This is a genomic window from Polynucleobacter sp. AP-Kaivos-20-H2 (assembly GCF_018882215.1).
Lineage (GTDB): Bacteria > Pseudomonadota > Gammaproteobacteria > Burkholderiales > Burkholderiaceae > Polynucleobacter.
Window position 1 is genome coordinate 215,409 of record NZ_JACVOX010000001.1, and the last position, 25,459, is coordinate 240,867.

Below are 25,459 nucleotides of genomic sequence, written 5' to 3' on the forward strand. Positions count from 1 at the left end.
GAGTGTTTATAGGGGGTAATAGATGCTAATCGTTTAGAATCAGTCTGTTAGCTTCGTATTGTCATGCAATTTTCCTTTTTGCAGGCATTACAAGGAGCTTGTTCTTATTTAATTTGTCCATCAATACTATGCATCCCATGTTAAATGTGGCCGTCAAGGCCGCCCGTCGCGCTGGAACAGTTATTAATCGTGCTTCTTTGAACTTGGAGCGCTTGCAAGTTGACCGTAAGCAACACAACGATTTCGTCACCGAGGTGGACAAAGCCGCAGAAGCGGCCATCATTGAAACGCTTAGCGAAGCCTATCCAACCCATGGATTTTTGGCTGAAGAAACAGGCGAGCACAATGCGGATGCAGAAAACGTTTGGATCATTGATCCACTAGATGGCACAACTAATTTTATTCACGGCTTTCCGCAGTATGCAGTTTCGATTGCGCTCGCAGTCAATGGCGTGACTCAACAAGCCGTTGTTTATGACCCAACACGTGATGAGTTATTCACTGCTACCCGTGGTGCGGGTGCGTATTTGGATCGTCGGCGTTTGCGTGTAGCTACGCAAGATCGCTTGGCAAATTCTTTGCTCGGTACTGGCTTTCCGTATCGTGAAGACCAGGACTTAGAAAAGTATTTAAAGATCTTTGCTGAAATGTCACGTCAATGCGCGGGCTTACGTCGCCCAGGCGCTGCATCATTGGATTTGGCTTATGTAGCAGCTGGTCGTTACGATGGATTTTTTGAGAGCGATCTCAAACCATGGGACATGGCTGCTGGTGCATTGCTAATTACTGAAGCAGGTGGACTGATTGGTAACTATCGCGGCGAAGAAGGCTTTCTGAAAAGTGGCGAAGTCATGGCTGCTAATCCACGCATCTTCGCGCAGATGGTGCAGTCACTCTCTAAATACTCAGTTTCTTAATTCAATTTCTCGAACTGAGAAGTCTGTAGCGTTTAGTGCTTAATGAGGTCGAGATAGCGCGCTCCAGCACTATCGATCAGTAGGGCGCTTGACCGAGGGTGAAGGCTCTCAGGGTGATCGAGATCCCAGTCAGATAAAACCCAGCGCTGCCAAGCCTGGGTATTCAAAGATTCTTCATGATGGGCTGGCAAGTGAGTATGCCCATGAACTAATCTGTCGCCAGATTGATCTTTCATCACAGCTGCACAAGCTTCTCGCGTGACATCCATTTTGAGTTGATTTGCAGCAGAGCGTTGCTGTGTTTGATATTGACTATGACTATTGCTACGTAGATGCTGGGCAACACCTTTGCGCCAATTGAGGGGCAAGGTTAAAAAGAGTTTTTGCACCCAAGGTTTTCTAACCCAACTACGAAATACCTGATAGCCAAAGTCTGCAGTGCATAAAGCATCACCATGGGCTAAGACCCATTTGTGTGAGGCTAATTCAACTACGCTAGGATCTGGCAAGAGCGTCATGCCAGTCTTTTTAATAAAACTTTTGCCGATTAAAAAATCTCGATTGCCATGGATGTAATATGTTTTTACTTTGGCAGAAAGATTGGCGATGGCACGCTGAACTTCTTGTTGAAAAGGTGAAGATGCGGATACATCGTCACCAACCCAATACTCAAATAAGTCACCCAAAATAAATACAGCCTCAACTTTAGGAGCGTCTTTTTCACAGAAGTCAAAAAAGCGTTGCGCCGTCAAGGGCATTGACGGCGTGAGATGTAAGTCTGATATGAGCAGCGCGCTCGCGTGTTGCGGAATCATTCCTCGAGAACAGTAGCCTTCTCAATCACAACATCTTCAGCAGGAACATCTTGGTGAAAGCCGGAGCTACCAGTCTTGACTTTGCGAATGGTGTCAACGATATCCATGCCGCCAGTAACTTTGCCGAATACCGCATAACCCCAGCCTTGGGCATTCGGAGCGGTGTGGTTTAAGAAATCGTTGTCATTCACATTGATGAAGAATTGAGCGGTTGCAGAATGTGGGTCGCTGGTACGCGCCATGGCTACAGTGTAGCGATCATTCTTGAGGCCATTATTAGCTTCGTTTTCAATTTCTGCGCCTGTAGGCTTTTGCTTCATGCCCGCAGTCATGCCGCCGCCTTGAACCATAAAGTTATCAATGACACGATGAAAGATTGTGCCATCGTAGTGACCGCTTTTTACGTATTGCAAAAAGTTAGCAACACTTTTCGGTGCCTTAGCTGCATCAAGAGTGAGGGTGATCTCACCCTTATTGGTTTTTAAGAGAACTTTCGCCATTATTAGGTCTACTTTCTAGAGAGTTAGTGGATGGAGTATTGCTAGGCAGAGTATCTGCAGAATTGAGGGCGCGATTAACAGGGCGCTTTGCAGGGGGCTTGAGCACATCTAAGAGCGCTTTAGCGCGGTTGGAGTATTGGCGCTGATTCAGTGTTGCATTTTTCGCAGCGTCTTCATACGCTTGAGCGCCAAGGCGAATATAGATCTCACCCAAATTAGCTGAGGCAATGGCATAGCTAGGACGCAGCTTTAATGCAAGCTCTAAATAATCTCGCGCTTCAATCCATTGACCTTGGTTGGCAGCTATCGCGGCAAGATTGTTATAAGGCTCTGGTAATTCTGGGAACTGCTGAGTAATTTCAATCAACGTTTTTTTGGCTTGATCGAATTGGCGCATCTCAATTTGTAAGCGCGCTTTTACAAAACGCAATTGCACATTGCGTGGCGTCTTCTTGAGATCCGTATTGATTTGGGTAACCGCATCTTGGTATTTACGTGCCTTGATGAGTTTTTCTACATCGGATGGCACTGCATTTTTGGTGATGGGGTCCGGCTCAATAATCAAGAAGGATAAAAATGGGACGCCAACGGTCTCTGATAACTCTGGGTTTAATGGGTCATAGCCCATATCCGCCGATAACCTAGGGGGATCCGTTGGACTGTAACCACCTAAATAGGGTTGTGGAGCCAATTGGCCTGACTTCATTTCTTGGGTATTTAATGCCTGAATTTCAGCATCGGCACGTTGCTGGGCAGGCGTGCTGCAGCCTGTCATCAGTACCAGCGATACCAAAGTGGCAAAAGCTGGGACTAAGATCTTATTCAGGGCAGGGTGTGGCGCTGGGGCGTTGTGGGGCATAGAGGAAGGGGTGTGAAACGGGCTCATTCGATATACTCAGCGCTCAGTCTAACAAATTGGCGCTACTTGCCCCACCTTTATAGCCCTATGCTGCAAATCTATAACACCCTTAGCCGTTCTAAACAGGTCTTTAAGCCCATAGTGCCGGGCAAGGTCAAGATGTACGTCTGTGGCATGACGGTTTATGACTTTTGTCATATTGGCCATGCCAGGGTCATGATTGTCTTTGATATGGTGGTGCGTTGGCTTAGGGCTAGCGGCTATGAAGTGCTTTATGTGCGCAATATCACTGATATTGATGACAAGATCATCAACCGTGCCATTGAGAATGGCGAACCCATTTCTGCATTAACCAATCGCTTTATCGATGCGATGCATGCCGACTCGGATGAATTGGGTTTAATGCATCCCGATCAAGAGCCGCGCGCTACCGATTACATCGCCCAAATGCAGGGCATGATTGGCAAACTCATTGAAAACGAATTGGCTTATCAAGCCAATGATGGTGATGTCAATTTTGCGGTGCGTTTATTGCCGCGTTATGGTCAGCTATCCGGTAAGACGCTTGATGAATTAAATGCTGGCGAGCGGGTGGCAGTGGGTGATGGCAAACGTGACCCACTGGATTTCGTTTTATGGAAAAGTGCTAAAGCAGAAGAGCCGGCTGATACTCGCTGGAAATCGCCATGGGGCGAAGGCCGTCCAGGCTGGCATATTGAGTGCTCAGCAATGTCTTGTGACTTACTGGGCGAGCATTTTGATATTCATGGTGGCGGTGCCGATTTGCAATTCCCGCACCACGAAAATGAAATTGCCCAAAGCGAAGGCGCTTTGTATGGCAAGGATCGCAAAGATGACGATGCTCCCTTTGTAAATTACTGGATGCATAATGGCCACATTCGGGTCAATGAAGAAAAGATGTCTAAGTCGTTAGGCAATTTCTTCTTAATTCGGGATGTGCTTAAAAGCTTTGATCCTGAAGTATTGCGCTTCTTCATGCTCAAGGCGCATTACCGTAGTCCGATAAATTACAGCGATGCACAACTAGAAGAGGCGCGCTCAGGCCTTGGTCGTCTATATACCGCCTTGGCTCAAGCCCCAAAAGCGCAAGCAATTAATCTGGATCCACATAACCCGTGGGCCAAGCGCTTTGCGGATGCCATGAATGATGATTTCAATACACCAGAGGCGATTGCAGTCTTGTTTGACCTGGCCAGCGAAGTTAACCGTGCACAAGGCGAAGAAAAGCAATTGCTCGCCAATACAATGAAGGCCCTAGGCGCTTCATTGAATTTCTTGCAGCGTGATCCAACCGCATTTTTACAAGCGGGCTCCAAAAATCAGGATGGCTTAAGTCCTGCACAAATTGAAGAACATATCGCTGCACGTGTGGCTGCCAAACAGGCAAAAGATTTTGCCCAAGCAGACTTAATTCGTAAGACATTACTAGAGCAAGGAATTGTTCTGGAAGATAAACCCGGCGGCTTAACAGAATGGCGTAGGGCTTAATGACTGCAGCAAAAGAAATAAAAGTAGAAAAAGCAGAATCAATTCTTGAGGAAATTGCTCCAGACTATTGGGAGCAGGCTTGCAAGGAATTGATGAAGCATGATCGTATTCTGAAAAAACTGATTCCTAAAATTGGATCTGGATTTTTAGTGACGCGCGGCGATTCATTTAATACTTTGGCAAGATCGATTGTAGGGCAGCAGATTTCAGTAGCAGCAGCCCAATCCGTTTGGAATAGAGTGGTTGCCGCTAGCAAAAAGAAAGTCACCCCCAAAAATATCCTAGCGCTCTCTGTAGAAGAATTGCGTGCAGCGGGATTGTCTGGGCGCAAGGCGGAGTACATCCGTGATTTGGCAGATCACTTTGATTCTGGGCGCCTGCATGCCAATCAGTGGAAAGATATGGATGATGAGAGCGTGATCAAAGAATTAAGCTCTATTCGGGGAATTGGGCGCTGGACTGCTGAAATGTTCCTCATTTTTAATATGGTTCGCCCTAATATCCTTCCTCTAGACGATGTTGGTCTAATTAAAGCTATTTCCCTCAATTACTTCAGCGGTGAGCCTGTTAGCCGCCATGAGGCGAGGGAGGTGGCTGCCAATTGGGCCCCATGGCGAACGGTAGCTACCTGGTATATGTGGAGAAGTCTCGACCCCGCCCCAGTTGAACATTAAAATCAGACTATGAAAACGACTTTCCTGGATTTTGAGCAGCAAATCGCCGAATTAGAGTCAAAGATTGAAGAGCTGCGTTTTGTACAAGACGAGTCATCGGTAGATATCTCCGATGAGATCAAAACTCTTTCCGAAAAAAGTCAGCAATTAACAAAAGATGTTTATGCCAATTTGACTCCTTGGCAGGTCTCTCAAGTAGCGCGTCATCCACAGCGTCCTTACACCTTAGATTATGTTGACGCCTTATTTACCGACTTCCATGAACTGCATGGTGATCGCACTTTTGCAGATGATCAATCAATCATTGCTGGATTAGCCCGTTTTGAAAATCAGCCTTGTATGGTGATTGGTCATCAGAAGGGCCGCGATACTAAAGAGCGTGCCCTCAGAAACTTCGGCATGAGTCGGCCAGAAGGTTATCGCAAAGCAATGCGCCTTATGCGTCTTGCAGAAAAGTTTGGCATTCCGGTATTTACTTTTGTGGATACCCCAGGCGCATTCCCTGGTATTGATGCAGAAGAGCGCAATCAGTCTGAAGCGATTGGTCGCAATTTGTTTGTGCAAGCAGAGCTTGAAGTTCCAATCATCGCCACCATTATTGGTGAAGGTGGTTCCGGTGGTGCGTTAGCAATTGCTATGGGCGATGTGGTCTTAATGTTGCAGAACTCCACTTACTCAGTAATCTCTCCTGAAGGCTGCGCCTCTATCCTCTGGAAGACCGCCGATAAGGCTCCTGAGGCGGCTGAGCAGCTGGGCCTCACAGCTCAGCGCTTAAAGGCTTTGGGTTTAATCGATAAGATCGTTGCTGAGCCTATTGGTGGCGCACATCGTGATTACGACAATATGATGAGCAATATGCGCAAAGCACTTGCTGAATCCTTAAAAACTTTTGATGGCATGAAGGTAGATGCATTACTTGAACGTCGTCATGAGCGTTTGATGAGCTATGGCAAGTTCAAGGAAATTACAGCAAAGTCCTAAGCCGGGAAAACGAATTGCGGTTGCCTTAAGTGGCGGCCTCGATTCGGTTGTGTTGCTCGACACGGTTTGCAAGGCGCAAGCTAAAGAAGCAACACAAAACAAAAACCAAACCAAGAACGAGATTTACGCTTTTCATATTCATCATGGCTTGCAAAAATCAGCAGATGAGTGGTTAATCTTTTGTGAGAAGCTAGCAAAAAAATACAAGATCCATTTTGATTTTCGACTCTTGCATCTAGACAATCCACACGAGCAAGGCAATATCGAGGCTAGAGCAAGAGCAGGGCGTTACGAAGCGCTCGCCGATCTCTGTGAAGAATATTGCATCGAAGATTTACTCTTGGCCCATCACCAAAACGATCAAGCGGAAACCGTTCTCCTGCAGCTCCTGCGGGGCTCAGGCGTAGCTGGCTTGTCTGGTATGCCAACCAGTAGGGGAGTTTCAAGCAATCAAAGTCTCACCCTATGGCGACCACTTTTAAATCAAAGTAGACAAGAGCTTGAGGCTTACGCAAAAGAACATAAGCTCCAATGGATTGAAGATCCCAGCAATCAAGATACAAAATATCGCCGTAATGCCGTTCGTAAAAGAATTATTCCAGTACTAGAAAAGATTCAACCAGAAGCCTTGGCTAATATGGCGCGCAGTGCAGAGCTTCTTGGCGAAGCACAAACACTACTTAACCGACTAGCAACACAAGATGGCAGAAGCATTCTCAATAAAGATCAATTGAAAGTAAGCCCATTACTAGCTCTTGCTAAAGATGATTTACCGGCAGCAAACAATGTCTTGCGCCATTGGTTGCAAACGCAGCAGTTGGCGATGCCATCTCAGGAGCGCCTACAAGCTTGGTGGCGTGATCTTGCTAAAGTCAAAGCAGATGCCAAATTAGAGTGGTTGCATGATGAGAAAAAAATCTACCTATGGCGTGGGGCACTGCAAGTATCCAATCCAGAAGAAGGGGGTTGGGTTCTCAAATTACTTCCAGCGAATTCCAAGCAATTAGGTCTGCCTGCAGATTGGGTAAAAGCTGCCCAAGAGAATAATCAAATCACCCTTAGAGAGCGCCTAGGCTCGGAGAAGATCCAGGTTAAGCCTAAGACGCCCCGTAAAACCCTTAAAAACCTCTACCAGGAGGCTGATATCCCACCCTGGGAGCGTCAGGCCCCCTTGCTCTATATCAACGATGAATTGATCGCGGTGGCTGGTATTGGGCTGAGTTACCCACATCTGACTTCAGATGGCAAACGTTTCCTGCCAATTTGGACTAAGGCGTAATCCCAGATTCTTTTTGATGACGTATGGTGCAAATGAGCACGGCATTTTTAGTTTCATCAAAGCTGTATAGCGCTACGTAACCAGACTTTCCGCGGGAGATAATTAATTCTCTGATGTGGGCATCGCAGGTGCGACCGATGTAAGGGTGTTCAGACAATATCTGAATTGCGCTCTCAATAATTTCTAAAGTAGCTAGAGCAGCATTTTTGTCACTTTCAACTAAAAAGTCAGTAAGTCTCTCGAGATCTAATAGGGCTCTTGGGGAGAAAACAATTCTTACCAATTCGTTGCTTTCAAGGTTGACTTCTTACCGGCAATGCGTGCTTTTAAATGTTTAAAGACTTTATCTGCATCATGCACTTTACCTTCTTGTAAAACCTCCTTGCGAGCATTGTTAGCGTCTTCAATAAAAGATCTCCGCAATTCCGCATTGATGCTTGCTTGCTTAATTGCTTCAACCATAAAGGCGTGAGTAGTAATGCCAAGATCTTTGGCCGCATTGGCTGCTTGGAGTTTGATTTCATCAGTGAGTTTGAGGGAGGTCGTACTTATAGGGCTCATGGAAGCTCCAAAGGAAACATTGAGGTAACACTAAAGTAACACCATGCTAAACCGGCCCTAGTGCAAAGTCAACGAGTTGGGCTTAAGCCCTACAAAACCCTGTAAAATAAGCCCTTTTTAGACCTCCAAGGATTCATTTCCTTGTTACAGATAGTTAAATAGACGGTTTTTATGGCTCTTATCGTTCATAAGTACGGCGGCACCTCAATGGGCTCAACAGAGCGCATTGCCAATGTTGCCAAGCGCGTTGCCAAATGGATGCGTGCAGGTCACCAAGTGGTGGTCGTGCCCTCGGCCATGTCTGGCGAAACTAATCGCTTGCTCGGCCTTGCAAAAGAAATTAATCCGGATGCAAACCCACGCGAGTTAGATCAAATTGCATCTACTGGTGAGCAAGTTAGCTCCGGTCTCTTAGCGCTGGCGTTAATCCGTGAGGGTATCGATGCAGTGAGTTACGCTGGTTGGCAAGTAACAGTCCACACGGATTCTGCATTTACCAAAGCGCGCATTAAGAGCATTGATAGCGAAAAGATTCTCAAAGACCTTAATGCTGGTCGAGCAGTGGTTGTTACTGGTTTCCAGGGCGTTGATCCTAACGGCAATATCACCACATTAGGTCGTGGTGGTTCAGATACCTCAGCGGTTGCCATGGCAGCGGCCTTAAAGGCCGATGAGTGCTTAATCTACACAGACGTTGATGGTGTTTATACAACTGACCCTCGTGTTTGTGAGGACGCACGTCGCCTAGACAAGATTACCTTTGAAGAGATGCTAGAAATGGCAAGCTTAGGTTCAAAGGTATTGCAGATTCGTTCAGTAGAGTTTGCAGGTAAGTACAAAGTTAAAACCCGGGTTCTGTCTTCTTTGACAGACCCATTGATGCCCTTAGACATTGAGATGAAGTCGGGCACCTTGATTACATTTGAAGAGGACAGCACTATGGAAGCCGCAGTTATTTCCGGCATCGCCTTTGCGCGTGATGAAGCGAAGATTACCGTTCTTGGAGTTCCTGATCGTCCAGGTATTGCGTATCAAATTCTTGGCCCGATTGCGGATGCCAATATTGATGTGGACATCATCATTCAGAACCAATCTGTAGAAGGTAAGACAGACTTCACATTTACAGTGCCACGTGCTGATTATCAAAAAGCATTAGACATACTGAAGACCACAGTACAAGCCCATATCGAAGCAAAAGAAATTTCTGGTGATCCAAAGGTTTCTAAAGTTTCAGTAGTTGGTGTTGGCATGCGTTCTCACGTTGGTATCGCCAGCAAGATGTTCCGCACCTTGTCAGAAGAGGGCATCAATATCTTGATGATCTCCACCAGCGAAATCAAGATCTCAGTAGTGATTGATGAGAAATACATGGAATTGGCTGTACGCGCCTTACATAAGGCATTTGAGCTGGATCAGAAGTAAGTAAAAAGCGTAATAAACCCCTCAGGAGCGGTTATCCGTTAAACTGTGGGGCGTTGTAATAGTAAGAAGTACGGAGACGTGGCCGAGCTGGTCGAAGGCACTCCCCTGCTAAGGGAGCATCGGGGCTAAAACTCTGATCGGAGGTTCGAATCCTCTCGTCTCCGCCAGTACTTTTGGTATTTTTTCTGTTTTTCACTATATGCATCAATGACTTAGCCCCATAACCGGGGCTTTTTCTTTATCACTCCCGCTTACCAGTACGCTTACCACTCAAGCAATATTTGATTCCGGATGTGTGGCTAATGCAATTTAAGCTAACGATTACTCAGCACACCTTGATGGCATGGTTAATTAATTGTTGAGAAGCTAAAAACGTTCAATAGATTCGGTTAGAAAACAGAACTATAAGAATTTGCATCAGGCCTTTGCTTATTGGGCTTATGAACCGAGATAGTGCCGATAGTGATGAAGCACAGAGGCTCCTCTTTATCCTTAAGTAAAAATAACTCCCTCATCTTTTGGCTGTATAGAGCCTTACCGCTTGATAGTCCTGAACCAAATCCTAAAGAATTAGCCATTAGTAAAATATTTTGAATTGCACATCCTGCGGAGATGAGTTTTTCTTGCTCGGGAATGTTGTCAAGTTCATTGTTCAGCTTAGCAGTTGCCAATAAAAGCAAGGGGCCTCGAAAAGCTTTCTGCTTTGCTTCATCAATTTGAGTTGGCGTTGCGCTTGGGTCTCTTGCTATGAGCGCGTCTGCAAACAAGTCGCCTAATAAATTACGACTTTCGGGGCTGACTTCATAAAAGTGCCAAGGCGTTACCTTTCCATGGTCGGGGGCGGCTCCAGCCGCATTCAGAATTTCTAATTTCTGGGGTAGGTTAGGGCCTGGTGCAATCAGTCTTTTAGGAGAAACATGCTGGCGACTATGGATCAGCGCATGAGCAAAGCCTCCGAGTGAATCTAAATTATCAGAAGCCAAAATCACTTAGTCCTGGATGGTCATCAGGTCTTCTTCCTAGGGGCCAAAAAAACTTTCGGTCAGATTCTTTAATGGGTAAATCATTGATGCTAGCGAAACGTCTCATCATGAAACCATTTTCATTGAACTCCCAATTCTCATTACCAAAGCTTCGCGACCAGTTACCAGAGTCATCATGACATTCGTAGGCAAAACGAACCGCAATGCGGTTATCTGTAAATGCCCATAATTCCTTAATCAGGCGGTAGTCAAGCTCCTTGGCCCATTTGCGGCGAAGAAACTCTTTTACTTGCTCTCTACCTTTTGGAAATTCAGCCCGATTTCGCCAAATAGTGTCTTCCGTATAAACCAAGGAAACCTTCTCGGGATCTCTGGTATTCCAAGCATCTTCAGCCATTCGAATCTTCTGAATAGCGGTTTCTTTGGTAAAAGGGGGTAATGGCAGTTTCTGTTCCATGATTCGCTTTATTGAGGGTTATATAGCTCTAAGGTTACACAAAATACTTTATACAATATAGAGCAATATGCCATTTTTGGTGCATTCGCCGTTCTAATAGATGGAATTTTTTTCTGCAAAAATTATTTAAAAGCTTGATTGAGTATTTCAATAGGATAGCTCCACGACAAGACCAATATTCTTGGTTTGATAGGTTGCGAGTATCGATTGGTGTTGGCCTAACTATTTTTGCGATAGCCCTATTGAATCTTCTATGGGGTGATATGACTCAAGATGAAAACATGGTGACGGCAGTTTTTGGAGTCAGCGCTTTATTTATTTTCCTATTTCCCAATAGTAAATTCTTTTCGCCCTTAACTTTAATAGAAGCAAATCTATTAGCTTCCTGCGTAGCCTTCATTTGTGTTTATCTGATTCCATCGATTTCTGTGGGCATTCCATTAGCCGTCATTGGCACGATGGTTGGAATGTATTTACTGGGGTGTATGCACCCGCCAGCGGTTTTCTTAAGTATTTTTATAGTAATGGCTGGAACTAATAGCTATGAATTTGCCTTGCATCCTGTTTTGGCCGACTCTCTTGTATTGATCTTGGCGAGTTTTTTAAATAAAGCTTTAATAAAGCGTTCGTTAGGCTAAGCTGTGCTACCCCCACACACTCCAATCCTTGGATTGTGGTGAAGGTTCATTCCACTTCACTGGGTAATGCAGGGATTTCCCGGGAGTGAGGCGACTCCAGATGGCTGCTACAACCGCAAGAATTGTCACCCCTACCAAGACTACTACTACGAGATGGCCAAAGCCAGCGTGCGCCTGGATCATGATAAGTGGATTTGCACCAGCTGGCGGATGTACAGTTTGTGTAAGCAACAAGACTGCCAAAGTAATTACCTCCGCAAGCAAGTAAACCCATAAAGCATCATCAAAGAGCTGGTAGCAGACAATACCAATAAGTGCGCTGATGAGGTGCCCGCCAAATAAAGCTCTTGGCTGTGCTGCAGGAGCACCAGTCAAGCCAAACAGAAATATTGTTGAACCGCCTAGCGAAGCAAGTAGTAATGGCGTTGTTGGTGGTTTAGTGGCAAGCAGGGCCAAGCCAAGCGCAACGATTGCTCCCAATGAAACCCATGCCAAACGTTTAACTGTTCTGAGCATCGCTTAGTGTAATCCAGCCATCGTAGATATTTGAATGGCTTGTCTGAGAATTGAGCTCGGACATTTGACTTGCCCAGATAGAATTTGCTCGGTAACGGATGCGGTTGAAATGGCATCAATGTCTAAAAACGGACTGAGATCTTCAAAGCGCTCTTCGGGGGTTGTAATTTCATTCGCATTTGCATGCAAAAAATGCATTTCAGGTAATCGTTGCAGGGAGGCAGTTGGTTCACCCTCGCTCCCTCTAATCAAAATTGCATTGGCTGAACGAAGTTGAAAAAATTCTCGTAGTTTTTCTGGGTATTCTGGATGGGTGTAGTTGGAAACTTGCCAAGGCTTCTGAAGGGTTGGGTTAATGAGTTTTGCCAGCACATGACTAGTATTCCGCAGACCTATTCGCTCCCTGATATCTAATAACTTTTGAAGCGCTGGGGAAATAACATTAAGAGAGCAAAAGATCGGTTGATTCAATGCCAGGAGTGCACCAAATTCATCTTTCGTTTTGAGAATTGGCCAGCCAAGGGACTTAAAGATTTCATGGCTCGTTATCCTGGTTTGATCTTTTTCGACCCCCTGAACAAGCACTGTAAAACCATAACTAACAAGCATGCCGGAAAGAAGTGGTGTGAGATTTGCTTGTTTTCTAGCCCCGTTATAGCTTGGTAAGACTATGGTTGGACGTGTGCCAAGATTTAGTAAATTTAGATGTGGTTGCAGAGCATCCATAAAGCCCATGAGCTCAGATACGGACTCACCCTTGATGCGCATAGCAATACAAAATGCACCGAGCTCAAGATCGCTGACATTGCCATCTAGAATTTGAGTGAATACTTCTTTAGCCTGATTGCGATCAAGATCGCCGGCACCTTTGCTGCCTCGGCCAATAACTTTTAAGAATGATGTGATGCTCATTGCAGGATTATGCCGCTACTTCCACTTTCTTGAGAAAGCTGACAATAATTTGCTTGACTTCGGGCTTGCAGGATCCACAATTAGTTCCACATTGCGTTTCTGATTGAAGTGAGCTCATAGCATCATCGGGGGAGGTTCCTGCAGGCATCTTGCTTAAGCATTGCTTCATTGTGTCTGCAGATACATTAAAGCAATTACAAATGGCCTTACCTTTGGGTTTAATTTCTACAGGGGGTTTGCTGACAGGCATCAACAAAGACCGACCAAGCGCTTTTGCATCTAAACCGCTTTCTAGGTACTCTCTTAACCAGGCAGTACTTGCTAGGCTGCCAATAGGGCCGGTAAGCATGGCAGATAGAACCTTCTCTTGAGCGCGAACAAGTCGAACTACGCCCCTGCGCTTATCAATATAGCGCATTACAGGTTCTCCAGATGCTTCATCTAGCTTGAATTTCTGCATCACTTGCTTTAAAGCTTGCGCGGCAAGAGATTCTGATTCTTCTAGCGGGTCATCGTGGTGAGCGGCCTTGAATGAAACTCCAATGAGGCCACCATCCTGCTCTCTACCAAATAGAACACATTGGGCAGAATCGAAATGAGGCAGGATGCTGCGCAAACTGTTTTGAACAGAAAATACTTCTTCTTTAGGAAATAAGCCGAAAGCTACTAAATGCCAGGGAAGATTAGCGGGCAAAATCTTTACGGCTGAATGTTTCAGTTCGGGCTGACCGGATGAAGGGTCGATCATGTTACAAGTAAGGCCGTTGACTCCGCGGCCCGGTGTTTTACCAGCAGCGCCTGAAATAAATTCAGAACCCCAGTGCATAGCAATAAAGGCTTGCGAGGAGGCGATATCGTCTGAGACTTTGATTGGGAAGATCTCACTACCTCTGCGACTAGTGACATGAACTAAATCACCATTTTCTAGATTCATCCTGCCGGCATCTTTAGGTGATAGTTCTACACAAGGCTCAGGTGAGTGCCCATAAAGCGTTCCAATGGTTCCGGTTCTACTCATACCGTGCCATTGATCTCTGAGGCGCCCAGTATTTAAGGCAAATGGATATCGTGCATCCACTGATTCTGCAGTTGCCTTATGAGGCGCAGCGATAAAGTGTGCTTTCTTATCTTTAGTTGGGAATATTCCATCTTCATAGAGACGTTTCTTTCCCGAATCTGAACCTACTGGCATTGGCCACTGTTGAGGCCCACGCTCCTCAAGGATTTTGTAGCTTAAACCAGTAATATCGAGATCGCGACCGGCTGTACTCTCACGATGCTCATTCCAAATATCCTCAGGTCCGGCGTAAGGAAATAGAGTGGATGTTCCTTCTTTTCTATTGCCTGGTAATAGCGCTTCAAGAGCTAATCCAATTTCAAGAGCGATCTGCCAATCATGTTTAGCAGACGCATAGGGATCAATTGCGGGATTTACTTTGGAAATTCTTCGCTCTGAATTAGTAACTGTTCCCACTTTTTCTGCCCAGGTAGTGGTGGGCAATAATACGTCTGCATATAAGGTAGTGGCCGTGTGCGCATAAGCTTCCTGCACCACAACAAATTCTGCCTTGCTTAATCCCTCGTGAACTGCATTGAGATCAGGCATTGATTGTGCAGGGTTTGTACAGACAATCCATATGGCTTTTAGTTTTTCAGTACGCAATGCCTCAAACATGGGAATGGCACTAAGACCTGGCTTTTCGGGAACTGAATCCACCCCCCACAGGTTTGCAACTTCTGCACGATGTTCTGGGTTAGCAAGATCACGGTGTGCGGATAGTAGATTGGCTAAACCTCCAACTTCCCGGCCACCCATGGCATTGGGTTGTCCAGTCAAAGAGAATGGACCAGCACCAGCTTTCCCTATTTGACCGGTGGCCAAGTGTAGATTTACTAAAGCAGCATTCTTGGCTGTACCTGATGCTGATTGATTTAATCCCTGGCAGTACATCGATAGAGTTGCGGGAGAAGTTGCAAACCATTGCGCTGCTTGGAACAAGTCTTTTTCGTTAATGCCACAGATCTGACTTACTGCCTTAGGCGTGAAATCTCTAACCAAATCACGCAGCGCATCAAAATCTGCCGTATATGAGTTGATATAAGACTCATTAATCCATTTCTCCCAGAGCATGATGTAAAGCATCCCGTGATAGAGGGCAACATCAGTACCAGGTTGTATCTGTAGGTAGAGATCAGCCTCTTTGGCGGTATCGGTTTTTCTGGGATCAACAACAATAACTTTGAGATCCGGATTATTTTTACGGGCATCCTCAAGACGTCTATATAAAATCGGATGAGCAAAAGCGGTATTTGATCCCGTAATAAAAATAGTGGATGCAGAATCAATATCTTCATAGCAACAGGGTGGGGCATCCATTCCCAAAGTTTGCTTGTAGCCAGCTACCGCACTAGACATACATAGGCGTGAGTTGGTATCAATATTGTTAGAGCCAATTAGGCCCTTCATTAACTTATTAAAGATGTAATAGTCTTCGGTCAGTAATTGACCAGACACATAAATGCCAACAGATTCTGAACCATGCTCTTGAATGATGTCGGCAAATTTTTGGGCAACAGTTTGAATTGCCTCGGGCCAAGAAATATCTACCGGATCTTCGCCTCTTGCCTTGCGGATTGCTGGTGAACCCAGCCGAGCCTGCATCTGAAGGCTTGGGTTTGCAGTGAGGTGAAGGGTGGAGCCTTTACTGCAGAGTCTGCCAAAGTTTGCAGGATGATCGGGGTCGCCGCGAACCCCGGTTACCTCGATCTTTCCGTTACTTTCTGCGGTTTCAATAATGACGCCACAGCCAACACCGCAATAGCAACAGGTGCTCTTAACTTCAGCCATGAGTAGCTTGCAATTCCTCGCGGCTTAGCCAAACCACACCAGACTCTACTTTGACTGCAAAGGATTTAGCACAGCCTTCATCTGGGGCAACTGCACAGCCAGTGGAGAGATCTATATTCCAGGAATGCAGTGGACAGGTTACGGATTTTCCATGGACAATGCCCTGAGACAGGGGGCCACCCTTATGCGGGCACTTATCCAATACGGCAAATACTTCGTCTTCTGAATTTCTGAAAATAGCTATTTGACCAGCTGGCGCCTCAATAACCCGAGATCCCAGAACAGGAATCTCATCAACTGTTGTGATTTTTTGCCACTGATCAAGTTGGGCGGTATTAGACATTTCCAACCTCGACAATAGGGATGGTTTTAAATTGACGAACATCTACACCAGCACGTTCAAAGTCTTTCCAGGGATCTGGAGCATCTTTTAGATCAAACAGCAGTCTTTCGTAGAGAGCTTTACGACTTTCAGCATCGTCGACCACTTTTTGCTTAATGTATTCCATGCCAACTCTTGCCAAGTAATGGACAGTTCGATCCAAATACCAAGCTTCTTCGCGGTACAGCTGTAAGAAGGCACCAGAATATTCACGAACTTCCTCATCAGTTTTAACTTTACAGAGAAATTCCGCTACTTCAGTTTTAATGCCGCCGTTACCACCAATATAGAGTTCCCAGCCAGATTCAACACCAATGATTCCAACATCTTTGATGCCAGCTTCTGCGCAGTTTCGTGGGCAGCCAGATACTGCAAGCTTCACTTTGTGAGGTGCGTACATACCAAAGAGCATTCTCTCTAGATCTACGCCCATTTTCATGGAGGACTGGGTACCAAAACGACAGTGCTCATCACCAACACAAGTTTTCACTGTGCGAATTGATTTGCCATAGGCATGACCTGACGGCATATCCAACTCTTTCCAAACCGCTGGGAGATCATCCTTCTTGATGCCAAGTAAGTCAATTCGTTGGCCGCCAGTGACCTTCACTGTGGGCACTTGGTATTTCTCAGCAACGTCAGCAATTCTTCGTAGTTCAGAAGGAGTAGTTAGACCACCAAACATCCGCGGAATAACTGAGTAGGTGCCATCTTTCTGGATATTGGCATGAGCACGTTCATTAATGAAGCGGGATTGTGGATCATCTTTTGCTTCATGTGGCCATGTGGAGATCAAATAATAATTTAAGGCAGGGCGACAAGTCGCGCAACCGTTAGGTGTTCTCCAATTCAGCTCGGTGCGAACTTGCTCTTGAGAAATTAAGTGACCGGAGCGTATGGCTTGACGAATTTCATCATGAGAAAGATCGGAGCATCCACAAATTGATTTCTTTCTAGGGGTTGCTGAATAGTCTGTGCCAAGAACATTCATCAGCACTTGCTCAACTAGGCCTGTACATGAGCCACAGGAGCTGCTTGCTTTAGTACATTTCTTTACTTCATCAAGCGTGAATAAACCCTGTTCCCGAATAGCCTTGACAATGGTGCCTTTGGTAACCCCGTTGCATCCGCAAATTTCATCTGCATCAGTCATTCCGGCCGCTTTATTGTGACCTTGATGGCCAACATCACCAATATTGGATTCACCAAACATCAATGTGTCACGAATTTCTGCAATGCTTTGTTCGTCACGCATGAGCTTGAAATACCAAGTGCTGTCTGCTGTATCGCCAAACATGCAGGCGCCAATTAAACGATCATCCTTAAGAACTAATTTTTTATACACGCCACCAATAGGATCGGCTAGAGTAATTTCTTCAGTGCCTTCGCCTCCCATAAAGTTTCCAGCGGAGAAGAGGTCAACACCTGTTACTTTCAGTTTTGTTGACGTTACTGAGCCCTCATAGCGACCAATACCGTGTTCGGCAAGGTGATTTGCACAAACCTTAGCCTGCTCAAATAAAGGCGCAACTAAACCATAGGCAGTTCCTCGATGGCTTGCGCACTCGCCAACTGCATAGACTCTTGGATCAAACGTTTGCAAAGTGTCATTAACAACAATGCCTCTTTGGCAATGTAAACCTGCAGATTCAGCTAAAGCTGTATTGGGCTTAATACCCGCCGCCATAACAACTAAGTCAGCCGGTATTTCTAGCCCGCCTTTGAAGCGGATATGGCCGACACGATCGCCAGCTGCATTAGGGGTAATTGCCTCGGTAGAAGTTTTCAGTAAAAACTTAAGACCCTTTTCTTCCAAGGATTTTTGTAGTAAATCAGCCGCTGTTTTATCTAGCTGTCTTTCCATCAACCATTCAGCCAGATGGACCACAGTCACACTCATACCCCTGAGAGCCAAACCATTTGCAGCTTCTAGACCAAGTAGGCCGCCACCAATGACAACGGCATTTTTGTAACGCGTTGCCACATCAATCATCTCATTGGTATCTTTGATATCACGATACGCAATCACGCCAGGTAAATCATTTCCCGGAACAGGCAAGATGAATGGTAAAGAGCCCGTAGCTAGCAATAAGCGATCGTAGCTTTCAACGGTGCCATCATCGGCAATAACCGTGCGCTCTTTGCGATCAATCTTAGTTATGGTTTTGCCAAGATGAAGATGGATGCCATTACTCTTGTACCAATCGAGGTCATTTAGAACAATTTGCTCAAGAGTCTGTTCGCCAGCCAATACTGGGGACAGCAAAATGCGGTTGTAGTTGGGATGGGGCTCAGCACCAAAGATGGTGATGTCATAAAGCTCTGGGTCGAGCTTTAATAGTTCCTCGATGGTCCTAACTCCGGCCATCCCATTGCCAATCATGACGAGTTTTTGTTTTTTCATGCTTTGATCTTGAAGCCATCTGCATAAGCAGCAGGGTTGGAGCCATTCCACACAACACCATCAAATAATTTGCTGGAGCGCATATCACTTTTTGGTAATGGGGTTTTGGAGGCCGTAGCCGCATCTTTGTAGATAGCGATATTGTTAACCTTCTTCGCAACTGCCAAGTAATCTGGATGTTCTTTGAGTAATCCCCAGCGCTTATGTTGAGTCATAAACCACATGCCATCAGATAGGTATGGGAAAGTCGCTAAACCGTCGTTATAAAACTTCATCGCATGCGGGTCATCCCAGGTCTTGCCGATACCATTGTTATAGCGACCCATCATCCGATCTTGAATCACACTAACATCAGTATTGACAAACGAAGGCGCAGACACTACTTCTGCAGTTGTATGTTTATTAGTTGTCGATGCATCTATGTATTTACCTGCTTCTAAGATCGCAGCTGTAACAGCGCGACAAGTATTGGGGTACTTTTTAGCGAAATCAGAAGTTGTTCCTAAAGCTTTTTCCGGATGATCTTGCCAAATTGCTTGTGTAGTAATGGCTGTAAAGCCAATGCCGTCAATGATTGCGCGGGCATTCCAGGGCTCACCTACACAATAGCCATCCATATTTCCGCTACGCATATTCGCGACCATTTGTGGGGGCGGAACAGTGATAATTTTCGCGTCTTTAAATGGATTAATGCCGTAGTTCGCCAACCAGTAGTAGAGCCACATAGCGTGCGTACCGGTTGGGAAAGTTTGCGCAAAAGTGTAGTCACGCTTTTCTTTATCCATCAAAGCTTTAAGGCTTGCCCCATCAGTAACGCCCTTTTGGTAAAGCGCTTTAGATAAAGTAATTGCTTGGCCGTTATTGTTCAAGGACATCAGGAGAGACATATCTTTTTGTTGTCCACCGATACCCATTTGCAGTCCGTACATCAAGCCATACAGAATGTGCGACATGTCATTTTCACCATTCACTAGCTTGTCACGGATTGCAGCCCATGATGCTTCTTTGGTGGGGATGATCTTGACGCCGTACTTCTTATCTAGACCAAGATGGTTGGCCATGACAACCGATGAGCAGTCTGTAAGGGCAATGAAACTGACCTTTACATCCGTTTTCTCAGGGGCGTCGGAGCCTGCTGCCCAAGCTCCTGCTTTAACCATTGGGTCTATTAAAGACAGAATGCTTGCAGAGCCAATACTTTGGATAAGTTTGCGACGCGTAGGATTCGCATCAGCAACAGTGGGGGTAGTAGCTTCTGGTAATAAGCCGCTAATGCTTGTTTTCTCTTTCATGCTGAGCTCCTTTGGTCGATAACTAACAATAAAGAAGTTGAAAGTTGCGAGATTAATGAAATGGCTCAGAATTGGTGCACCAAACCAATGCATGAGCACTTTTGGTTCACATAGAGAATTTAGGGCTATTGCTGACTGTTACAAATGATGCATGGAACAAATTGCACCAAGAACAGTCAAAGCACCCAAATTAAATGGGGCGTTGCCTGGCGTCTACCTCATCGGTGCTGGGCCTGGAGCCTCTGATCTCATAACTGTTCGGGGTTCAAGAATTTTGGCTCAGGCAGACATTGTTTTTTATGATGCACTCATTGATATTTCTATGTTGGAGTGGTGTCCTAGCACTAGGTTGGTGCAGGTAGGCAAAAGATGCGGATCGCATTCAAGCTCTCAGCACTTCATCAACAAGCAATTGGTGGATGCTGCAGGTAAGTACTCAGTAGTTGTGCGCTTAAAAGGCGGAGATCCAATGATCTTTGGTCGTGCACAGGAAGAGATTGATGCTCTTGAGAAAGCAAACGTGCGCTATGAGATTGTTCCAGGTATCACTACTGCCTTAGCGGCCTCGGCAGAATTAAAGCAGCCTCCAACTACGAGAGAGTTAAGTAGAACCCTGACGCTGACTACACTTCCAGGCCGTTGTGCACACGAAGATCATAAAACCGCTATTTACTATATGGCGCGTGATCAGCTATCTGAGGTTGCGACAACATTGATTGCTCAGGGCTACACGGTAGATACCCCTGTTTGCTTGATGGAATCGGTCAGTCTGCCAACGCAACGCAGTTTCGCCTGCACATTAGATGAATTGCGCTTTGGTGATGTTCATCATCATTTTTTAGATAAGCAACCTGTTGTGGTGATGGTCGGAGAGGTTTATAGAAAAAAACTGCATACGCTTATCCCATTAATCGAGTCACAAAATCATTTCAACGTATTTCAAGCGGCATCTTAATTACTTACTAGGAGCTATAAATGAATTCATATCGTCCTTTTGATCCAGATAGACCTCTGTTTAGCAACCGCTGTAGCTGTGGACAGCATGCATCTGAGTTAGATCATGCAAACTCGCTTTCAGCAATGATGGATGCCGAGCAGCAAAGCGCAGATTTTGTTGAGGCCAGCTTAGTTAAGGCTCTTTTTCCTCAAGAAGATCGTAGACGCGCATTTTTAAAGGCTGTTGGAGTTGGTGGAGCAATGAGCGCTCTCTCGGGCTTCTTGCCGGTAGGGTCCTTGCAGGCAATGGCGCAAGAAAAAGCGCCATTAGAAAAACCAGACCTAAAAATTGGCTTTATCGCAATTACTTGTGCGACTCCACTCATCATGGCCGACCCACTAGGTTTTTATAAAAAACAAGGCCTGAACGTTACCCTTAATAAGACCGCAGGTTGGGCTTTAATTCGTGACAAGATGCTCAATAAAGAGCATGATGCCTCACACTTTTTATCACCAATGCCGATCTCAATGTCAATGGGCTTGGGTTCTGATCCTTCTCAGATGCGTGTGGCCACAATTCAGAACGTGAATGGTCAGGCTATTACGTTAGCTAACAAGCACAAAGATAATCGTGATCCGAAAAACTGGAAAGGCATGAAGTTTGCTGTTCCATTCGAATACTCAATGCATAACTTCTTGCTGCGTTATTACGTAGCTCAAGCTGGCTTAGATCCAGATAAAGATATTCAGATTCGCGTTACACCTCCACCAGAGATGGTGGCTAATTTACGTGCCGGCAATATTGATGGTTTTTTAGGGCCTGATCCATTTAACCAGCGCGCAGTGTATGACGAGGTCGGATTTATACACATCCTGACTAAGCAGATTTGGGACGGTCACCCTTGCTGTGCTTTTGGAACCTCAGAAGATTTTATCCGCAAGAATCCAAATACCTTTGCAGCCCTCTATCGTGCAGTCTTAAATGCTTCGACGATGGCGCGTGATCCTGCGAATAGACCTTTAATTGCTAAAGTAATTTCTACGCCAAATTACCTTAACCAGCCAGAGACAGTTGTAATGCAAGTTCTCACTGGTAAGTTTGCAGATGGTCTAGGCAATGTGCAAAACGTACCAGATCGCATCGACTTCAACCCAATTCCTTGGTACTCCATGGCAACCTGGATGTTGACTCAAATGCAGCGCTGGGGCTATGTCAAAGGCGATGTGAATTACAAGGACATCTCTGAAAAAGTATTCTTGTTGACCGACGCTAAAAAGTATATGGGTGAGACTGGCATTGCAGTTCCACCATTAGCTAAAGTGGGATACAAAAAAGACAAGATTATGGGTAAAGAGTTTGACCCTAGTCAGCCAGCAGCCTATTTGAAATCTTTTCAAACTAATAAAGCATGAATGTAAGGTAAATGAATGAAAACAGTATCAATTAAGGTTAAAGGTGCAATTCTATCGGTTGTGATTTTGCTCATGTGCTTATTTATCTGGCATATGGCGACAACACAAAAAGTTACACCGCCGCCTGGGGTATCAACTGCCTCTAGTGAATACAACAGCCTCATGGGTCAGGGCGGTAGTGAGCCTGTTCAAAAAACTGGATTTCCAACCTTAACGCAGATGGGGGAGACTATCTATAAGCAGTTGTCACACCCTTTTTATGACAATGGTCCAAACGATAAGGGAATTGGTATTCAGCTGGCCTATTCTTTGGCGCGTGTTGCCTTAGGATTCTTGTTGGCAATGATTGTCGCTATTCCGTTTGGATTCTGGATTGGGATGTCACCATTAGCTTATGAGGCATTTAATCCTTTCATTCAAATCCTAAAGCCGATTTCTCCATTGGCTTGGATGCCGATTGCGCTATACACCATCAAAGACTCTGCGATTTCTGGTATTTTTGTGATCTTTATTTGTTCCGTATGGCCAATGCTCCTAAACACAGCATTTGGAGTTGCTAATGTACGTAAAGAATTATTAAACGTTGCCAAGACATTGGAAGTCTCTCCTTTACGTAAGGCATTCTTAGTCATTCTTCCTGCGGCTGCACCAACTATTTTGACTGGTATGCGCATCTCTATGGGTATTGCCTGGTTAGTGATCGTTGCTGCTGAGATGCTTGTCGGCGGCACCGGAATTGGTTACTTCTTATGGAATGAGTGGAATAACCTATCGCTCTCCAGTGTTATTTTTGCAATTCTTTTAATTGGTATTGTTGGAATGTTGCTAGATACAGCATTTGGCAAGTTACAAAAGGCGGTTTCGTATGCAGATTGAAAATACATTCCTCAAAGTTTCAAACCTCAGCAAGTCGTATAAAGCTGACGCACCTCCAGTATTTGAAGGAATAGATTTTGAAATCGAAAAAGGAGAGTTTGTTTGTATCATCGGTCACTCCGGATGTGGCAAAACCACTATTTTGAATGTGCTTGCTGGTCTTGAAGAAGCAACTGGCGGCGATGCCATCATGCTTGGTAAGCGCATTCAGGGCCCCGGTTTAGAGCGTGGCGTTGTATTCCAAGGGCATGCTTTAATGCCGTGGATGACAGTACTGCAGAATGTGGCTTTTGCAGTGAAGTCAAAGTATCCCGATTGGTCAAAAGAGCAGATTACTGAGCATTCCAAAAAGTATCTGGCGATGGTCGGCTTGGTAAATGCTGAAAATAAAAAACCATCTGAATTATCTGGCGGTATGAAGCAAAGGGTTGGTATTGCAAGAGCCTTTGCAATTGAGCCAAAAATGCTACTACTTGATGAACCATTCGGAGCCTTGGATGCGTTAACTCGCGGGGTTATTCAGGATGAGCTTCTCAAAATTTGCAAAGAAACAAATCAAACTGTATTTATGATCACCCATGATGTTGATGAGGCAATCTTGCTTTCTGACAAAATTATGCTGATGAGCAACGGCCCTAATGCACGTATCGCTGAAATCGTTGTCAACACTTTGCCCAAAGGAAGAAAGCGGGCCAATTTACATCATGATGCTATGTATTACCCAATGCGAAACCATTTAGTAGATTTTCTAGTCAATCGATCAAAGGATCTACAGGTAAAAGGTGCTAAGGGTGAGTTGGATGGTTACAAGCCTGTAATAGTGCTTCCAGGCGTTGATGCGGTTGTTGCTTAATACACTAAAACTTAAAACTAGGAGAAAAAGATGGATCGTTCAGTAGTTACACAAAAAATTATCGAAGCCAAAGTTCGCAATGGCATGAAGTGGAGTGATATCGCAAAGGCAATCGGCGAATCAAAGGAGTGGGTTACTGCAGGCTGTTTAGGTCAAATGACCTTTACTAAGGTGCAGGCTGAAGCCGCTGGTAAGTTATTTGATTTGACTGATGAAGAGATGGCTTGGTTGCAAATTGTTCCTTATAAAGGATCTCTGCCAACCGCCGTACCAACAGACCCATTGATCTATCGTTGGTATGAGATTGTGAGTGTTTATGGCACTACTATTAAAGAGTTAATCCATGAAGAGTTTGGCGATGGCATTATGAGTGCAATCGATTTCTCAATGGATATCCAACGTGAGCCGGATCCGAAGGGCGACCGTGTGCAGGTTGTATTATCAGGTAAGTATCTTTCTTATAAGACTTACTAAAAATATAATCGCACCCTAGAACCACTTTCGGGTGGTTTTTTATTGGGGTATTCTTAGCGACAACTTACTAAAAAAATTGAGATTAAATATGTCAGGCATTATAGATTTTAAGGCGCTCGTTAGTCAGATTGGCGAGGCTGTAATCATTTCTGATCGGGATGAAAATATCTTGTTTTGGAATGTTTCTGCTGAGCGTATTTTTGGCTACGGTTCGGCAGAGGCTGTGGGGAAAACCCTCAGTATTATTACGCCTGAACGTTTTAGGGAAAGGCACTCTAAAGGGTATTTCCACACCATACAGACTGGTGTAACAAAGTATGGAAATACTTTGTTAAGAGTTCCTGCGATGCATAAGGATGGGCGTTCTATCTCCATTGCTTTTTCAGTAAGCATGCTTTTTGATGATAAAAAACAACCCATTGCCATAGCTGCGATTGTCCGAGATGAAACTGAACGTTTTCAAGAAGAGCGTAATTTGAAGGTCAAACTGGCAGCATATGAGAGAAGCGAGTAAGACCCCAATGCTAAGGTTGCTATAAATCTGCTTAGATTTAGCTCTTTTGTTTCTCCTTCGCCATTGCTTATGCCCATAATGGGCTCACCATCCCGCTTACCAGTGAAACATGGATTTTAGTAAGTTTGAATGGATTACTCGGGAGTAGAGTCTACCTTCTAAGCCATATGGGCAAGGGGTTTAATGGACATTGGTAGGTTTTACAGGAGGGTCAAAATCTAGATCTCGTCTCCGCCAGCACTTTTGGCATTTTTTCTTCTTTTTACTATGCGCAACATAGACTTAGCCCCCTAACCGGGGCTTTTTCTTTATCACTCCCGCTTACCAGTACGCTTACCACCCAAACAATATGTGATTGCAGATATGTGGCTAATACCAATTAAGCTAACAATCGCTTATTACATCCTGATGGCATGGTTAATTATTGAATACACTAGATTTCAA

At 45.1% G+C, this 25,459-nt stretch carries 26 protein-coding genes and 1 tRNA gene; 14 read left to right on the forward strand and 13 right to left on the reverse strand.

Features of this window, described 5'->3' with window-relative positions:
- Positions 1–128: 128 nt before the first annotated feature.
- Positions 129–917 carry an inositol monophosphatase family protein gene (locus tag ICE89_RS01060; protein WP_072582299.1) on the forward strand — a complete coding sequence of 263 codons (789 nt, stop codon included), beginning with the start codon at positions 129–131 and terminating at the stop codon, positions 915–917.
- Between the two features lie 32 nt (positions 918–949).
- Here the strand turns inward: ICE89_RS01060 and ICE89_RS01065 are convergent, their stop codons facing one another.
- Genes ICE89_RS01065 through ICE89_RS01075 form a run of 3 tightly spaced genes read right to left on the reverse strand, consistent with a single transcriptional unit; the run spans position 950 to position 3,118 of the window.
- Positions 950–1,732 carry a UDP-2,3-diacylglucosamine diphosphatase gene (locus ICE89_RS01065; RefSeq protein ID WP_216264335.1) on the reverse strand — a complete coding sequence of 261 codons (783 nt, stop codon included), beginning with the start codon at positions 1,730–1,732 and terminating at the stop codon, positions 950–952.
- Positions 1,729–2,232 carry a peptidylprolyl isomerase gene (locus tag ICE89_RS01070; RefSeq protein ID WP_216264336.1) on the reverse strand — a complete coding sequence of 168 codons (504 nt, stop codon included), beginning with the start codon at positions 2,230–2,232 and terminating at the stop codon, positions 1,729–1,731. Before ICE89_RS01070 ends, ICE89_RS01065 begins: the two co-directional genes overlap by 4 nt.
- A complete protein-coding gene (locus tag ICE89_RS01075) occupies positions 2,204–3,118 on the reverse strand; it encodes a M48 family metallopeptidase (protein ID WP_216264337.1) in 915 nt (304 codons plus the stop codon). Before ICE89_RS01075 ends, ICE89_RS01070 begins: the two co-directional genes overlap by 29 nt.
- Before the next feature lie 60 nt (positions 3,119–3,178).
- Here ICE89_RS01075 and cysS point away from each other — a divergent pair, with 60 nt between their 5' ends.
- Genes cysS through tilS form a run of 4 tightly spaced genes read left to right on the forward strand, consistent with a single transcriptional unit; the run spans position 3,179 to position 7,534 of the window.
- Positions 3,179–4,600, forward strand: a complete 1,422-nt coding sequence (gene cysS, locus ICE89_RS01080) for a cysteine--tRNA ligase (RefSeq protein ID WP_216264338.1) — start codon at positions 3,179–3,181, stop codon at positions 4,598–4,600.
- The gene (locus tag ICE89_RS01085) at positions 4,600–5,274 is read left to right on the forward strand and encodes a DNA-3-methyladenine glycosylase (RefSeq protein ID WP_216264339.1); all 675 of its coding nucleotides are present in this window, start codon (positions 4,600–4,602) and stop codon (positions 5,272–5,274) included. The genes cysS and ICE89_RS01085 overlap by 1 nt, the downstream gene beginning before the upstream one ends.
- Positions 5,275–5,283: 9 nt before the next feature.
- Complete coding sequence (locus ICE89_RS01090; RefSeq protein ID WP_216264340.1) at positions 5,284–6,255, forward strand: acetyl-CoA carboxylase carboxyltransferase subunit alpha; 972 nt, start codon at positions 5,284–5,286, stop codon at positions 6,253–6,255.
- On the forward strand, positions 6,221–7,534 hold the full coding sequence (tilS, locus tag ICE89_RS01095) for a tRNA lysidine(34) synthetase TilS (RefSeq protein WP_216264341.1): 1,314 nt from the start codon (positions 6,221–6,223) through the stop codon (positions 7,532–7,534). Before ICE89_RS01090 ends, tilS begins: the two co-directional genes overlap by 35 nt.
- Here the strand turns inward: tilS and ICE89_RS01100 are convergent.
- Together ICE89_RS01100 and ICE89_RS01105 are read right to left on the reverse strand one after the other, a co-directional pair.
- Positions 7,524–7,817, reverse strand: coding sequence for a type II toxin-antitoxin system RelE/ParE family toxin (locus ICE89_RS01100; protein ID WP_216263086.1), 294 nt, complete (start codon positions 7,815–7,817; stop codon positions 7,524–7,526). The genes tilS and ICE89_RS01100 overlap by 11 nt on opposite strands.
- Positions 7,811–8,095: a hypothetical protein gene (locus ICE89_RS01105; protein WP_216264342.1), complete on the reverse strand. Its 285-nt coding sequence runs from the start codon at positions 8,093–8,095 to the stop codon at positions 7,811–7,813. The genes ICE89_RS01100 and ICE89_RS01105 overlap by 7 nt, the downstream gene beginning before the upstream one ends.
- Positions 8,096–8,266: 171 nt before the next feature.
- On the opposite strand from ICE89_RS01105, the gene ICE89_RS01110 reads away from it, so the two are divergent.
- Both ICE89_RS01110 and ICE89_RS01115 read left to right on the forward strand, forming a co-directional pair.
- A complete protein-coding gene (locus tag ICE89_RS01110; RefSeq protein ID WP_216264343.1) occupies positions 8,267–9,517 on the forward strand; it encodes an aspartate kinase in 1,251 nt (416 codons plus the stop codon).
- Positions 9,518–9,589: 72 nt separating this feature from the next.
- Positions 9,590–9,684 (forward strand) — tRNA-Ser (locus tag ICE89_RS01115).
- Positions 9,685–9,906: 222 nt separating this feature from the next.
- Here ICE89_RS01115 and ICE89_RS01120 read toward each other — a convergent pair.
- Positions 9,907–10,500 carry a nitroreductase gene (locus tag ICE89_RS01120; protein ID WP_216153777.1) on the reverse strand — a complete coding sequence of 198 codons (594 nt, stop codon included), beginning with the start codon at positions 10,498–10,500 and terminating at the stop codon, positions 9,907–9,909.
- Positions 10,490–10,957, reverse strand: coding sequence for a nuclear transport factor 2 family protein (locus ICE89_RS01125; protein WP_215360111.1), 468 nt, complete (start codon positions 10,955–10,957; stop codon positions 10,490–10,492). The genes ICE89_RS01120 and ICE89_RS01125 overlap by 11 nt, the downstream gene beginning before the upstream one ends.
- Positions 10,958–11,220: 263 nt before the next feature.
- Between ICE89_RS01125 and ICE89_RS01130 the strand changes: the two genes are divergently transcribed.
- Positions 11,221–11,595, forward strand: coding sequence for an HPP family protein (locus ICE89_RS01130; RefSeq protein ID WP_216264344.1), 375 nt, complete (start codon positions 11,221–11,223; stop codon positions 11,593–11,595).
- A gap of 6 nt (positions 11,596–11,601) precedes the next feature.
- On the opposite strand, the gene ICE89_RS01135 is transcribed toward ICE89_RS01130, so the two are convergent.
- Genes ICE89_RS01135 through ICE89_RS01160 form a run of 6 tightly spaced genes read right to left on the reverse strand, consistent with a single transcriptional unit; the run spans position 11,602 to position 19,949 of the window.
- Positions 11,602–12,111 (reverse strand): HPP family protein, encoded by a 510-nt coding sequence (locus ICE89_RS01135; RefSeq protein ID WP_216264345.1) that lies wholly within the window; start codon positions 12,109–12,111, stop codon positions 11,602–11,604.
- A 3-nt stretch (positions 12,112–12,114) separates the two neighbouring features.
- Positions 12,115–13,023 carry a DNA-binding protein YbiB gene (ybiB, locus tag ICE89_RS01140; RefSeq protein ID WP_011902844.1) on the reverse strand — a complete coding sequence of 303 codons (909 nt, stop codon included), beginning with the start codon at positions 13,021–13,023 and terminating at the stop codon, positions 12,115–12,117.
- A 7-nt stretch (positions 13,024–13,030) separates the two neighbouring features.
- On the reverse strand, positions 13,031–15,871 hold the full coding sequence (locus tag ICE89_RS01145; protein WP_216264346.1) for a nitrate reductase: 2,841 nt from the start codon (positions 15,869–15,871) through the stop codon (positions 13,031–13,033).
- A complete protein-coding gene (gene nirD / locus ICE89_RS01150; protein WP_011902842.1) occupies positions 15,864–16,214 on the reverse strand; it encodes a nitrite reductase small subunit NirD in 351 nt (116 codons plus the stop codon). The genes ICE89_RS01145 and nirD overlap by 8 nt, the downstream gene beginning before the upstream one ends.
- Positions 16,207–18,657: a nitrite reductase large subunit NirB gene (nirB, locus tag ICE89_RS01155; RefSeq protein WP_216264347.1), complete on the reverse strand. Its 2,451-nt coding sequence runs from the start codon at positions 18,655–18,657 to the stop codon at positions 16,207–16,209. Before nirB ends, nirD begins: the two co-directional genes overlap by 8 nt.
- Positions 18,654–19,949, reverse strand: coding sequence for a CmpA/NrtA family ABC transporter substrate-binding protein (locus tag ICE89_RS01160; RefSeq protein ID WP_216861928.1), 1,296 nt, complete (start codon positions 19,947–19,949; stop codon positions 18,654–18,656). The genes nirB and ICE89_RS01160 overlap by 4 nt, the downstream gene beginning before the upstream one ends.
- A gap of 151 nt (positions 19,950–20,100) precedes the next feature.
- Between ICE89_RS01160 and cobA the strand changes: the two genes are divergently transcribed.
- From cobA to ICE89_RS01190, 6 genes are all read left to right on the forward strand, one after another.
- Positions 20,101–20,904 (forward strand): uroporphyrinogen-III C-methyltransferase, encoded by an 804-nt coding sequence (cobA, locus tag ICE89_RS01165; protein ID WP_255558612.1) that lies wholly within the window; start codon positions 20,101–20,103, stop codon positions 20,902–20,904.
- 20 nt (positions 20,905–20,924) lie between these two features.
- A complete protein-coding gene (locus ICE89_RS01170; RefSeq protein ID WP_216264348.1) occupies positions 20,925–22,298 on the forward strand; it encodes a CmpA/NrtA family ABC transporter substrate-binding protein in 1,374 nt (457 codons plus the stop codon).
- Between the two features lie 15 nt (positions 22,299–22,313).
- Entirely contained in the window at positions 22,314–23,174 is an 861-nt protein-coding gene (ntrB, locus tag ICE89_RS01175; protein ID WP_216264349.1) for a nitrate ABC transporter permease, read from the forward strand.
- Positions 23,164–24,027, forward strand: coding sequence for an ABC transporter ATP-binding protein (locus tag ICE89_RS01180; RefSeq protein ID WP_215345032.1), 864 nt, complete (start codon positions 23,164–23,166; stop codon positions 24,025–24,027). The genes ntrB and ICE89_RS01180 overlap by 11 nt, the downstream gene beginning before the upstream one ends.
- 30 nt (positions 24,028–24,057) lie before the next feature.
- Complete coding sequence (cynS, locus tag ICE89_RS01185; RefSeq protein WP_011902835.1) at positions 24,058–24,501, forward strand: cyanase; 444 nt, start codon at positions 24,058–24,060, stop codon at positions 24,499–24,501.
- An 88-nt stretch (positions 24,502–24,589) separates the two neighbouring features.
- On the forward strand, positions 24,590–25,015 hold the full coding sequence (locus ICE89_RS01190) for a PAS domain S-box protein (RefSeq protein ID WP_216264350.1): 426 nt from the start codon (positions 24,590–24,592) through the stop codon (positions 25,013–25,015).
- The last annotated feature ends 444 nt before the right edge of the window (positions 25,016–25,459 follow it).